This is a genomic window from Pseudomonas xanthosomatis, assembly GCF_019139835.1.
Taxonomy (GTDB): domain Bacteria; phylum Pseudomonadota; class Gammaproteobacteria; order Pseudomonadales; family Pseudomonadaceae; genus Aquipseudomonas; species Aquipseudomonas fakonensis.
In genome coordinates, this window is sequence record NZ_CP077075.1 from 4336592 (window position 1) to 4349555 (window position 12964).

The 12964-nt window shown below is 64.9% G+C and carries 7 protein-coding genes; all 7 read right to left on the bottom strand.

The features are described from left to right. Positions 1 to 78 precede the first annotated feature (78 nt). The 7 genes from KSS93_RS19055 to KSS93_RS19085 all read right to left on the bottom strand — a co-directional run bounded on the left by KSS93_RS19055 (position 79) and on the right by KSS93_RS19085 (position 12744). Positions 79 to 1566 carry an efflux transporter outer membrane subunit gene (locus tag KSS93_RS19055; RefSeq protein ID WP_217885511.1) on the bottom strand — a complete coding sequence of 496 codons (1488 nt, stop codon included), beginning with the start codon at positions 1564 to 1566 and terminating at the stop codon, positions 79 to 81. Next, entirely contained in the window at positions 1563 to 4673 is a 3111-nt protein-coding gene (locus tag KSS93_RS19060; protein ID WP_217885512.1) for an efflux RND transporter permease subunit, read from the bottom strand. Before KSS93_RS19060 ends, KSS93_RS19055 begins: the two co-directional genes overlap by 4 nt. Continuing rightward, on the bottom strand, positions 4670 to 7768 hold the full coding sequence (locus tag KSS93_RS19065) for an MdtB/MuxB family multidrug efflux RND transporter permease subunit (protein ID WP_217885513.1): 3099 nt from the start codon (positions 7766 to 7768) through the stop codon (positions 4670 to 4672). Before KSS93_RS19065 ends, KSS93_RS19060 begins: the two co-directional genes overlap by 4 nt. Further along, positions 7765 to 9066, bottom strand: a complete 1302-nt coding sequence (locus KSS93_RS19070; protein WP_217885514.1) for an MdtA/MuxA family multidrug efflux RND transporter periplasmic adaptor subunit — start codon at positions 9064 to 9066, stop codon at positions 7765 to 7767. Before KSS93_RS19070 ends, KSS93_RS19065 begins: the two co-directional genes overlap by 4 nt. A 276-nt stretch (positions 9067 to 9342) precedes the next feature. Continuing rightward, on the bottom strand, positions 9343 to 9843 hold the full coding sequence (gene tpx, locus KSS93_RS19075) for a thiol peroxidase (RefSeq protein WP_217838833.1): 501 nt from the start codon (positions 9841 to 9843) through the stop codon (positions 9343 to 9345). Between the two features lie 169 nt (positions 9844 to 10012). Continuing rightward, complete coding sequence (locus tag KSS93_RS19080) at positions 10013 to 11293, bottom strand: serine/threonine transporter (protein WP_217885515.1); 1281 nt, start codon at positions 11291 to 11293, stop codon at positions 10013 to 10015. 254 nt (positions 11294 to 11547) lie between these two features. After that, positions 11548 to 12744 (bottom strand): amino acid aminotransferase, encoded by a 1197-nt coding sequence (locus KSS93_RS19085; protein ID WP_217885516.1) that lies wholly within the window; start codon positions 12742 to 12744, stop codon positions 11548 to 11550. Positions 12745 to 12964: the final 220 nt, after the last annotated feature.

Genomic DNA, 12964 nt, shown 5'->3' on the forward strand with positions numbered 1-12964 from the left:
TATCAACAGGCAATAGCCTCAGCCCTCAGAAATGCGCCGCCCGCAAGGGCCTCACCACGCCCCCACAGGAATACACCCTCAATCCGCGTCAGCGAAAGCCCGCTCGGCATCCCACCCCCCACCCAAAGCAGCAATCAACTGCACACTGGCCAACAACCGCCCCTGCAACAGCGTCAGCACACTGCGCTCATTGCTCAAAGCCGTAGTCTGCACATTGACCACATCCAGATACCCGATCAACCCCGCCTTGTACTGGTTCTCGGTCAAGCGCAGCGACTCACGGGCCGCCTCCAGGGCCTCCTGGCGAACCACCGCCTCATCGCCATACACCTTCAACTGCACCAGGTAATTCTCGACCTCCTTGAAGCCATCCAGCACCGTCTGCCGATACTGCGCCACGGTCTGGTCATAAGCTGCAACCGTGCGGTCCACCTCAGCGCTGCGCTTGCCAGCGTCAAACAAGGTCAACGCCAACTGCGGCCCCACCGACCAGTAACGGTTCGGCAACTCGATCCAGTTGTTGAAGCTGCTGCTCGAATAGCCACCGCTCATGCTAAGCGACAAGTCCGGGAAGTACGCCGCGCGGGACACGCCGATATTGGCGTTGGCGGCCATGACATTGCGCTCGGCCGCCGCGATGTCAGGGCGGCGCTCCAACAGTTGCGAGGGCAGCGATACAGGAACGTCCGGCAAGGTCGGGATGCTGTCGCTTGCAGCCAGTGCGAAATCAGCCGGGGCCTTGCCCATCAGCACGGCAATCGCGTTCTCGTACTGGGCGCGCTGCCAGGCAAGGTCGATCAGGTCGGCCTGGGTGCTCTTGAGCTGGGTGCGCGCCTGGGCCACCGCATCAGGGCCGGAAACACCGGCGCGATACTGGTTTTCGGTCATTTTCAGCGAGCGCTCATAGGCCGCCACGGTGGCCTCCAGCAAACGCTTCTGCTCATCGATCACCCGCAACTGCAGGTAGTTCTGCACCAGCTCCGACTGCTGGCTCAGGCGGATCGAGGCCATGTCGGCCAGGCTCGCCTGGGCGCTGGCCTCGTTGGCATTGAGGGTTTCGCGCAGCTTGCCCCACAGGTCGATCTCCCAGCTCACGCCCAACTGGGCGTTGTAGGTGTCACGGATGCCGCTGCTGTTGTTCGAAAGGCTCGAGCTCGAGCTGCCGGTGCCCTGGGCCGAACGGGTCTTGCCGGCGGTCAGGTCAAGCGACGGGAACAGCGAGGCGCGGCTGCTGCGCACCAACGCCTGGGCCTGGCGGTACTGGGCCTCGGCTTGCGCAACGGTCTGGTTGCTGCGGTTCAGTTCCTCGACCAGGCCATTGAGCTGCGCGTCACCGTACAGCTCCCACCAGGCGCCTCGGGCGATGGCGTCGGACGGCTTGGCCTGGGTCCAGCCTTCGGCCTGCTTGAACTGCGCCGCGGTGCTCAGCTCCGGGCGGTGGTAGTCGGGGCTCAGGGTACAGGCGCTGAGCATCGCCACGCACAGGCCGGCGCCGAGCAGGCGCGAGCCGCGGCCCTGGGTCAGCACCTTGAGGGCGCGGTGAATGCAGGTGTGGGCAAAGGTCATAGCGGGGTATCCAGGGCAGCGTCGGTGCGCACGCCGCGCCAACGGTTGAAACGGTGGCGCAGGCGGTCGAGGTACAGGTAAACCACAGGCGTTGTGTACAGCGTAAGCACCTGGCTGAACACCAGGCCGCCAAGAATGGTCAGGCCCAGCGGCTTGCGCATCTCGGCGCCCTCGGCGCTGCTCAGCAGCAGCGGCAGTGCGCCAAGCATGGCGGCCAGGGTGGTCATCAGGATCGGCCGCAGGCGCAGCAGGCAGGCGCGGCGGATCGACTCCTCCGGCGACAGGCCATCGTTGCGTTCCAGCTGCAAGGCCAAATCGATCATCAGGATGGCGTTCTTCTTCACCACGCCAATCAACAGGAACAACCCCAGCAACGAGATCAGGCTGAACTCGCCGCCGGTCAGGTACAACGCCAGCAAGGCGCCGACCCCGGCCGAAGGCAGGGTGCTGAGGATGGTCAGCGGGTGGATGTAGCTTTCGTAGAGGATGCCCAGCACCAGGTACACCAGCAGCAGCGCGCCGAGGATCATCAGCGGCTGGCCTGAGGTGGTCTTGCTGAAGGCGTCGGCGGTACCGCCCAGTTTGGCGATCACCGATTCCGGCAGGCCGACCTTGGCCACGGTGCGCTCCAGCGCAGCCATGGCCTGGTCGGGGCTGTAGCCTTCGGCGACATCGAAGTTGATGTCTTCGGAGGCGAACTGGCCTTCGTGGCTGACGCGGTCGCTGGCCAGGCTGTTCTCGTAGCGGGCAAAGCTCGACAGCGGCACCCGTGCACCGTCGGCGGTGATCACCTGCACCTGCTCCAGTGTGCTTGGGTCCCAGGCGTACTTCGGGTTGATCTCCAGCACCACCTGGTACTGGTTGAGGCTGTCGTAGATGGTCGAGATCTGCCGCTGGCTGTAGGCGTTGTTGAGCACCGCGGTGACCATGTCCATGTCGATGCCCAGGCGCTTGGCCTGGTCGCGGTCGACCACCAGGGTCACCTGCTGGGTGCCGGCGCCGTCGCGGGCGTCGATGGCGGTCAGCTCAGGCAGCTTGCGCAGCTCGGCGACCACCTTCGGGAACCACTCGCGCAATGCGGCCAGGTCACCGCTTTGCAGGGTGTAGAGGTACTGCGAGGTGCTCTGGTCACGGCCACCGCCGCCCAGTTGCAGGTCCTGGTCGGCCATCAGGAACAACCGCCCGCCGGGCACCTTGGGCATTTCCTTGCGCAGCCGCTCGATGACCTGCTGCGCGCTTTGCTTGCGCTCGGCGATGGGCTTGAGGCGTACCAGCATGAAGGCGTTGTTGGTGCCGCTGTTGCCGCCGATGAAGCCGGCCACGCTCTGCACCGCCGGGTCCTTGAGCAGCGCGCGGCGGTAGGTTTCCATTTTCGGTTGCATGACGCTGAACGACAGGCCGTCGTCGCCGCGCACAAAGCCTTGCAGCTGGCCGGTGTCCTGCTGCGGCATCAGGGTCTTGGGCACCACCACGTACAGCACGACGTTGAGCACGATGGTCGCCAACAGGCTGAGCAGGGTCAGCCGGCGATGGCGCAGGGCCCAGCCCAGGCTCTTGTCGTAGCCTGCGACCATGCGCTGGTGAATACCCTCGCTGAAGCGTTGCAGGCGGGTCTGCTCATGGGCACCGTGCACCTTGAGCCAGCGCGAGCAGAGCATCGGCGTCAAGGTGAGCGACACTACCAGCGAAACAATGATCGCCGCCGCCAGGGTGATCGAGAACTCCATGAACAGCCCGCGCACGATGCCGCCCATGAACAGGATCGAGACGAACACCGCCACCAGCGACACGTTCATCGAAAGCAGCGTGAAACCCACCTCTTTGGCGCCCTTGAACGCTGCGCTGAGCGGGTTTTCGCCGTTCTCGATATGCCGCGAGATGTTCTCCAGCACCACGATGGCATCGTCCACCACCAGGCCTGTGGCCAAAATCAGCGCCATCAGCGACAGGTTGTTCAGCGAGAACCCGCACAGGTACATGACCGCAAAAGTACCCACCAGTGACACCGGCACGGCAAGGCTTGGGATCAAGGATGCGCGGAAGTTGCCAAGGAACAGGTAGACCACCAGGATCACCAGCACCACGGCGATCAGCAGGGTGTGTTCGGCCTCCTTGAGGGTGGCCTTGATCACCGGCGAGCGGTCCATGGCGATGTCCAGCTTGACGCTGGCCGGCAGCAGCGACTGCAGGGCCGGCAGCTGTGCCTTGATCTGCTCGACGGTCTGGATGATGTTGGCGCCGGACTGGCGGTTGACCACCAGCAGCACGGCCGCTTCGTCGTTGAAGAAGCCGCTGTTGTAGCGGTTCTCGACGCCATCGCTGACCTTGGCCACATCGCTCAGGCGCAGGATGGCGCCGTTCTGCTGGCGGATCACCAGCGGCTTGTAGTCCTCGGCCTTTTCCAGCTGGTCGTTGGCGCGCACCTGCCAGTTGCGCTCGTGGTCCTCGACAAAGCCCATGGGCCGGCGCTGGTTGGCGTTGGCCACCGCCGTGCGCACGTCGTCCAGGGCCAGGCCGTACTGGTTGAGCAACTGGGGCTCCAGCTCGATGCGCACTGCCGGCAGCGAACTGCCGCCGATCTGCACCTCGCCTACCCCGCTGACCTGGGCCAGGCTCTGCGAGAGGATGGTGTCGGCCAGGTCGTACAGCTGCCCCTTGGCCAGCACGTCGCTGGTCAGCGACAGCACCATGATCGGCGCCTGGGACGGGTTGATCTTCTTGTAGGTGGGCATGCTGCGCATGCCGCTGGGCAACAGGTTGCGCGAAGCATTGATGGCCGCCTGCACCTCGCGGGCGGCGCCGTCGATGTCGCGGCCCAGCTCGAAGCCGATGATCACCCGGGTGGAGCCCTGGTTGGAGCTGCTGGTCAGCGTGGTGACCCCGGCGATACTGCCCAGCTTGCGCTCCAGCGGCGTAGCCACGGTGGAGGCCATTACCTCGGGGCTGGCCCCGGCCAGGTTGGCGCTGACCACGATCACCGGGAAGTCCATCTGCGGCAGCGGCGACACCGGCAACAGGTTGAAGCTGACCCCGCCCAGCAGCATGATCGCCAGGCTCAGCAGCATGGTGGCTACCGGCCGGCGAATGAATGGTCCGGACAGGTTCATGCGTCAGCCTGCTGCGTACCACCTGCTGGCCGCCAGCGGCGTGCCAGGCGGTCGAAGTACAGGTAGATCACCGGGGTGGTGAACAGGGTCAGCACCTGGCTCACCAGCAAGCCGCCGACCATCACCAGGCCCAGCGGCTGGCGCAGTTCGGCGCCGGAGCCGGTGGCCAGCATCAGCGGCACGGCGCCGAACAGCGCGGCCAGGGTGGTCATGAGGATCGGCCGGAAGCGCAGCAGCGCTGCCTGGTAGATGGCGTCCTGCGGGCTCATGCCCTGGTGCCGTTCGGCCTCGAGGGCAAAGTCGATCATCATGATCGCGTTCTTCTTGACGATGCCGATAAGCAGGATGATGCCGATGATGGCGATCATGCCTAAGTCATTGCCGCTGAGCAGCAACGCCAGCAAGGCGCCGACTGCCGCCGAGGGCAGCGTCGAGAGGATGGTCACCGGGTGGATGTAGCTCTCGTACAGCACCCCCAGCACGATGTACATGGTCACCACCGCCGCCAGCACCAACAGCAAGGTGCTCGACAGCGACGCCTGGAACGCCTCGGCGGCGCCTTGGAAGCGGGTTTGCACACCGATCGGCATGCCGATGTCCTGCTGCACCTGCTCGATCACCTTGACCGCCTCGCCCAGGGAGGCGCCGGAGCCCAGGTTGAACGACAGGGTCACCGCCGGGAACTGGCCGAGGTGCGAAATGGCCAGCTGCGCCTGGCGCTGCTCGATGCGCGCCAGCGCCGACAGGCGTACCTGGCCGCCGTCGGTGGCCTTGACGTGGATCGACTCCAGCGCCTTGGGCCCAAGCGATGCGGCGGTCTGCGACTGCAGCACCACGCGGTACTGGCTGGCCTGGGTGTAGATGGTGGAAATCTGCCGCTGGCCGAAGGCGTCGTACAGCGCGTTGGTGATCTGCGACACGCTGATGCCTAGACGGCTTGCCATGTCGCGATCGATCACCAGGTACACCTGCAGGCCCTTGTCCTGCAGGTCGCTGGCAACATCCTGCAGCTCCGGGCGCTGCTGCAGTGCCTGCACCAGCTTGGCGCTCCACTCGGCGAGCATGTCGGCGTCGGGGGAGCTGAGGCTGAACTGGTACTGGGTGCGGCTGACCCGGTCCTCGATGCTCAGGTCCTGCACCGGCTGCATGAACAGGCGAATGCCCACCAGGCGGTCGAGCTGCGGTTGCAGGCGTGCAATCACTTGCTCGGCGGTCAGGTCGCGCTCGCCGTGGGGCTTGAGGTTGATCAGCAGGCGGCCGCTGTTGAGGGTGGCGTTGTCGCCGTCCACACCAATGTAAGAGGACAGGCTCTGCACCGCCGGGTCTTTCAGGATGACTTCGGCCATGGACTGCTGGCGCTGGCTCATGGCGGCGAACGAGGTGGCCTGGGGCGCCTCGGAAATACCCTGGATGACCCCGGTGTCCTGCACCGGGAAGAAGCCCTTGGGCACGATCAGGTAAAGCACCACGGTCAGCGCCAGGGTGGCCACGGCCACCAGCAGGGTCAGCGGCTGGCGCTTGAGTACCCAGGTCAGGGCGCTGGCGTAGTGCTTGATCAGCCAGTCGATCCAGGCGCCGCTGGCGCGGTAGAAGCGCCCCTGCTCTTCTTCCTTGGGTTCGCGCTTGAGCAGCCGCGCGCACATCATCGGGGTCAGGGTCAGCGACACCACCAGCGAAATGAGAATGGCCACCGCCAGGGTGATGGCGAACTCGCGGAACAGCCGCCCCACCACATCGGCCATGAACAGCAGCGGGATCAGCACCGCGATCAGCGAGAAGGTCAGCGAAACCAGGGTGAAGCCGATCTGCCGCGCGCCCTTGAGCGCCGCCTGCAGCGGGGTTTGGCCTTCTTCGATGTGGCGGGAGATGTTCTCCAGCATGACGATGGCGTCGTCCACCACAAAACCGGTGGCGATGGTCAGGGCCATCAAGGTCAGGTTGTTGATCGAAAAACCTGCCAGGTACATCACGCCAAAGGTGCCGATCAGCGACAGCGGCACGGCGATAGACGGAATGATGGTTGCGCTGACCCGGCGCAGGAACAGGAAGGTCACCATCACCACCAGGGCGATGGCGAACAGCAGTTCGTGCTGCACATCACGCACGGCGGCGCGGATGGTCTGGGTGCGGTCGGTGAGCACGCTGACGTCCAGGCCCGCCGGCAGGTTGTCGGTGATCGATGGCAGCAGTTCCTTGATGCGGTCGACCACCTCTATGACGTTGGCCCCGGGTTGGCGCTGGATGTTCAGCAGCACCGCTTCGTTCTGGTTGGCCCAGGCGGCCAGGCGCTCGTTCTCGGCGCCGTCGACGATTTCGGCGACGTCCTTCAGGCGCAGTGGTGCACCGTTGTTGTACTTGAGGATGAGGTTGGCGTATTCCTCGGGCGAGCGCAGCTGGTCGTTGGCATCGAGCATCGACACCCGGGTGGGGCCGTCGAAGTTGCCCTTGGGCTGGTTGACGTTGGAGGCGCCGATGAGCGTGCGCACGTCGTCCAGGTTCAGGCCGTTGGCGGCCAGGGCGTCGACGTTGACCTTGATGCGCACGGCCTGGCGCTGGCCACCGGCGATGCTGACCATGCCCACGCCGCTGATCTGGGCGATCTTCTGCGCCACGCGGGTGTCGACCAGGTCGTTGAGCTTGGGCAACGGCATGGTCTTGGACGAAATGGCCAGGGTCAGCACCGGGGTGTCGGCCGGGTTGACCTTGTTGTACACCGGCGGTGCCGGCAGGTCGCTGGGCAGCAGGTTGCTGGCGGCGTTGATGGCGGCCTGCACCTGTTGCTCGGCAACGTCCATGTTCATGTCGAGGCTGAAGCGCAGGGTCAGCACCGAGGCGCCGCCGGAGCTGGTCGAGGCCATCTGTTCAAGGCCGGGCATTTGCCCGAACTGGCGCTCCAGCGGGGCGGTGACGGCGCTGGTCATGACCTGCGGGCTAGCGCCGGGGTACAGGGTCATGACCCGGATGGTCGGGTAGTCGACCTGGGGCAAGGCTGCCACCGGCAGCATTTTATAGGCGATCAGGCCGGCCAGGACGATGGCCAGCATGCTCAGCGTGGTGGCGACCGGGCGGAGGATGAACAGGCGCGAGAGGTTCATGCGCCCGCCTTGATGCCCGATTCACCGGCCTGGGCCGAACCCTTGGCGTCCTGGCCCTGCAGGTGCTGGCCCGGGGTGGTCGGCACTTGCGAGCTGTCTTCGACCACTTCGACCTTGGTGCCTTCGCGCAGCCGGTCGGTGCCTTCGAGCACAAGCCGGTCGCCGGCGGCCAGGCCCTCGACGATCACGCTGTTCTGGCCATCGCTGGCGCCCACCTTGAGCTTGCGGATATTCACCGTGTTCTCTTGGTTGACCACATAGGCGAAGGTGCCGTCGTTGCCGAACTGGATGGCCGCAGCCGGAGCCAGCACCACCTGCTTGAGGGTGTCGGCAAGCAGGCGCACGTTGACGAACTGGTTGGGGAACAAGGCGTTGTCCTTATTCTGGAAGGTGCCCTTGAACTTCAGGGTGCCGGTGGTGGTGTCGATCTGGTTGTCCAGGCTGCCCAGCACGCCGGTCGCCTGCAGCTTGCGATCGCCACGGTCCCAGGCTTCGACTGGCAGGCTGGCGCCACTGCGGTAGCGCTCGAGCACGGTGTCCAGCTCGGTTTCCGGCAGGGTGAAGGCCACGCTGATCGGCTCGGTCTGGGTGATCACCACCAGCGCAGTGGTGTCATTGGCCGCCACCAGGTTGCCCAGGTCAAGCTGGCGCAGGCCCAGGCGGCCGGTGAGCGGTGCGCGGATCTGGGTGAAATCGAGGTTCAGGCGCGCGTCGTTGACTGCTGCCTGGTTGGTTTTCACCAGGCCCTGGAACTGCGCCACCTGCGCTTCGGCGGTATCGAGGGTCTGCTTGGCGATGCTGTCTTCGGCGTACAGGCCTTTATAGCGGGCCAGGTCAACCTGGGCGTTTTTCAACTGTGCCTGGTTCTGCGCCAGGGTGCCTTCGGCCTGCTGCAGGGCGATGCGGTACGGGCGCGGGTCGATTTCAGCGAGCAGGTCGCCGGCCTTGACCTGCTGGCCTTCCTTGAAGTGGATTTTTACCAGCTCGCCGGCTACCCGGCTGCGCACATTGACCGTGTTGGTGGCGGTGACGGTGCCCAGGGCCTTGTAGTACAGCGGGAAGTCGCCGACCTTGACCGGTTCCACACGTACCGGCACCGGGTCGGACGATGCGCCGAAGCCCGGCCGCCCTCGCCCGCCCAGGCCCATGGCCGCGCCCTTGCCCGGGCGCCCGCCGCTTGCGGCTTGCTCGTGCACGGTCTTTGCGGGCCACAGCCACCAGGCCAGCAGGGCCACCAGCAGCAGGATCAGCAGGCCGAACAGCCAGCGACGGGGGGAACGGGAATTGGACACTTGCATGGGTCGAACGAACCTTGTTCAAGGAAGACGGGCGTGGAGAGCGTGAACGATAAGCACTGGCACCGTTTTAGCAAAGCGGCTTTACCAGTGTTTTACCTTTGGCTGACGTTGGTCGGCGGGCAGACTTTAAATGAAAACGGCCTGGTGTGGGGGCCAGGCCGTTTCAACAGATGACAGGGGTAACAACGTGGGAGCGGGCTTGCCCCGCGATAGCGTTAGAACGGGCAAAACGCAATCGCGGGGCAAGCCCGCTCCCACGGGCCCCTGGCGTGCGTGTTACTTCAGTACCGCCAGCGCGGCGTCGTAGTTCGGCTCGTCGGCGATTTCAGCAACCAGCTCGCTGTGCAGCACCTTGTCGTTTTCGTCCAGTACCACGACAGCACGGGCGGCCAGGCCGGCCAGCGGGCCGTCGGCGATGGCAACGCCGTAGTTCTGCAGGAACTCGGCACCACGCAGGGTGGACAGATTCTGGACGTTTTCCAGGCCTTCGGCGCCGCAGAAGCGTGCCTGGGCGAACGGCAGGTCGGCCGAGATGCACAGCACCACGGTGTTGGCCACGGCGTTGGCCTGGGCGTTGAACTTGCGTACCGAGGTGGCGCAGGTCGGGGTATCGACGCTTGGGAAGATGTTCAGCACCTTGCGCTTGCCGGCGAAGTCGGCCAGCGACTTGTTCGACAGGTCACCAGCGACCAGGGAGAAGGCAGGAGCCTGGGCGCCGGCCTGTGGCAGGTTGCCGCTGACCTGAACCGGGCCGCCTTTGAGAGTCACTTGAGCCATGGGAAATCATCCTTAGTACGGGTTGGAAAAAGACCCCGAGTTAAGCATGAAGCGGCGCAAGTGCCTATAAGCAAAGCCGAAATTGTTTTATTGCCGGACAATTTCTGTGGACAAAAAAATGTCCGGGTGGCTACAGCCGACCCGGACATTTCCTATAGCAGCACTGCAATCAGCCCAGCAGGCCGTACACCACCGAGGTCAGCGCCACCAGGCCGATGACCACCACGAACAGGTTGGACAGCGCGCCGCTGTACTTGCGCATCGACGGCACGCGACGGATGGCGTACATCGGCATCAGGAACAACAGCACCGCGATGATCGGCCCGCCGAGGGACTCGATCATGCCGAGGATGCTCGGGTTGAGGGTGGCGACGATCCAGCACACCACCAGCATGATCGCGGCAACCACACGGTCCATGGCCTTGGCGCCCGGGCGCATGCCGGCCTTGACGATCATGCCCTTGAGGCCCTCGCTGGCACCGATGTAGTGGCCCAGGAACGACTTGGCAATGGCGATGAAGGCGATCAGCGGTGCGGCGAAGGCGATAGTCGGCTGGTCGAAGTGGTTGGCCAGGTACGACAGGATCGACAGGTTCTGCGCCTTGGCTTCGGCCAGCTGGGCGCTGCTCAGGGTGAGCACGCAGCTGAACACGAAGAACAGCACCATCAACACCATCAGCAGGTGGGCGCGGCGCAGGATCTGCCCGCTGCGCTCATCGGCGTGCTCGCCGTAGCGGCGCTTCTGGTCGACGGCAAAGGCCGAGATGATCGGCGAGTGGTTGAACGAGAACACCATCACCGGGATGGCCAGCCACACGGTGTGCAGGAAGGCCGAACCCGACGGCACCTGGCTTGCGGTGTCGAGAATGCCACCGGTCCAGTGCGGCACCAGGTACAGGGCCAGCAGCGCCAGGGCGACGATGAACGGGTAGACCAGCAGGCTCATGACCTTGACCGTGGCCTGCTCGCCGCAGCGCACGATGGCCAGCAGGCCGAGAATCAGCACGAACGACAAGATCGCCCGCGGAGGCGGGGCGATGTGCAGCTGGTGCTCCATGAAGCTGCTGACGGTGTTGGTCAGCGCCACGCTATAGATAAGCAGGATGGGGAAGATGGCGAAGAAGTACAGCACGGTGATCAGCGCACCGGCGGTGATGCCGAAATGCTCCTCGACCACGTCGGTGATGTCGCCGCCCTTCTGCCCGGAGAGCACGAAGCGGGTCAGGCCGCGGTGGGCGAAGTAGGTCATGGGGAAGGCCAGCGCGGCGAGGATCAACAGCGGCCAGAAGCCGCCCAGGCCTGCGTTGATCGGCAGGAACAGGGTGCCTGCGCCGATGGCTGTGCCGAACAGGCCCAGCATCCAGGTGGTGTCGTGACGCGACCAGCTGCCGAGGGTGGCGGGGGTCGATTCTGCAAAGCGTTGTTCAACGCTTGGGGCCTGCTCATTCATTCCGGGTGAAGCTCCACTCGCAAGACTGCAACAGGCTGAGAATGGCGAAATAGACGTTTCGCCCAACTCAACCGGATAAAGAGGGGCGCGATTGTGCATGCAAAGGTTGCACTTGGGGAAGCCCCGTCCGAGGGACGGTTGCACTTGTCTGTACAAGAAAGGGGGGGTGCCGGACTGGCCCAATTGCCGACAAGCCGGCTCCTACACTGGTTTGTGCAGGAGCCGGCTTGCCGGCGATTGGCCTTTATGCAGGCTTACTTCTGAACGGCCGCAAAGGCCTCGGCCACCTGGCGCAGGTTGGCGGGGCGCAGGCCGGACATGCACACCCGGCCACTATCGATCAGGTACACGCCAAACTCGTCACGCAGGCGGCGAACCTGCTCGACGCTAAAGCCTGTGTAGCTGAACATGCCGCGCTGGCGCAGGAAGAACTGGAAGTCCTGGCCCGGCAGCAGTTCGCCGAGCAGGTCGACCAGGCCCTGGCGCATGTCGAGGATACGCTTGCGCATCACCTCCACCTCAGCCGCCCACTGGGCGTTGAGGGTGGCATCGCCGAGCACGCCGGCCACCAGCTGCGCGCCGAACGCGGGGGGGCTTGAATAGTTGCGGCGCACGGTGGCCTTGAGCTGGCCGAGCACGCTGACGGCGGTGGCGGCGTCATCGCAGACCACCGACAGGCCCCCTACCCGCTCGCCGTACAGCGAGAAGATTTTCGAGAACGAGTTGCTGACCAGGCACGGTACGCCGGCACGGGCCATTTCGCGGATGGCGAAGGCGTCTTCGACCAGGCCTTCACCGAAGCCCTGGTAGGCGATATCGAGGAACGGGATCAGCTGGCGTGCCTTGACCACCTCGACCACCTGCTGCCACTGGTTCTGGCTGAGGTCGACACCAGTGGGGTTGTGGCAGCACGGGTGCAGCAGCACGATGCTGTTGGCCGGCAGGGTGTTCAGGGTCGCGAGCATGCCGGCAAAGTCGACACCGCGGGTGGCGTCGTCGAAATACGGGTAGCTGTGCACCTTGAAGCCTGCGCCTTCGAAGATGGCGCGATGGTTGTCCCAGGTCGGGTTGCTGACCCAGACTTCGGAGCCTGCAAAGTAGCGCTTGAGGAAGTCGGCACCGACTTTCAGCGCGCCGGAGCCGCCGACGGTTTGCACGGTGGCCACGCGGCCATCGGCCACAGCCGGGTGGTCGCTGCCGAACAGCAGCGCCTGGATAGCCTGGCGGTAGGCGGCCAGGCCCTCCATCGGCAGGTACAGCGAAGCTTCGTGGGGCTGGCCGGCGATGCGTTTTTCCACCGCATCGACCGCTGCCAGCTGCGGCACCACGCCGGCTTCGTCGTAATACAGGCCGATACTCAGGTTGACCTTGTCGGCGCGCGGGTCGGCCTTGAAGGTTTCCATCAGCGAAAGGATCGGGTCGCCGGCATAGGCATCGACATGTTTGAACACAGCGTGCAGCTCCTTGGAAATCAGGACAGTTCGGGAAAGCGTGCCCAGAGAATACCCGCAGTGACGGCGCAGGAACATCATTGAATGTGCAAGGTGCCGGATGCGCGGCTGCAATCCCCTGTAGGAGCGGCCTTGTGCCTCGAAAGGGCTGCGAAGCGGCCCCAGGATCTTGGCCTCATGCAAATTGCCAGGGCCGCTGCGCGCCCCTTTCGCGGCACAA

What these genes read in the sequence shown, in the direction of transcription:
- KSS93_RS19055 (WP_217885511.1), bottom strand. Translation starts at nt 1,566, where the DNA reads ATGACCTTTGCCCACACCTGCATTCACCGCGCCCTCAAGGTGCTGACC.
- KSS93_RS19060 (WP_217885512.1), bottom strand. Translation starts at nt 4,673, where the DNA reads ATGAACCTGTCCGGACCATTCATTCGCCGGCCGGTAGCCACCATGCTG.
- KSS93_RS19065 (WP_217885513.1), bottom strand. Translation starts at nt 7,768, where the DNA reads ATGAACCTCTCGCGCCTGTTCATCCTCCGCCCGGTCGCCACCACGCTG.
- KSS93_RS19070 (WP_217885514.1), bottom strand. Translation starts at nt 9,066, where the DNA reads ATGCAAGTGTCCAATTCCCGTTCCCCCCGTCGCTGGCTGTTCGGCCTG.
- tpx (WP_217838833.1), bottom strand. Translation starts at nt 9,843, where the DNA reads ATGGCTCAAGTGACTCTCAAAGGCGGCCCGGTTCAGGTCAGCGGCAAC.
- KSS93_RS19080 (WP_217885515.1), bottom strand. Translation starts at nt 11,293, where the DNA reads ATGAATGAGCAGGCCCCAAGCGTTGAACAACGCTTTGCAGAATCGACC.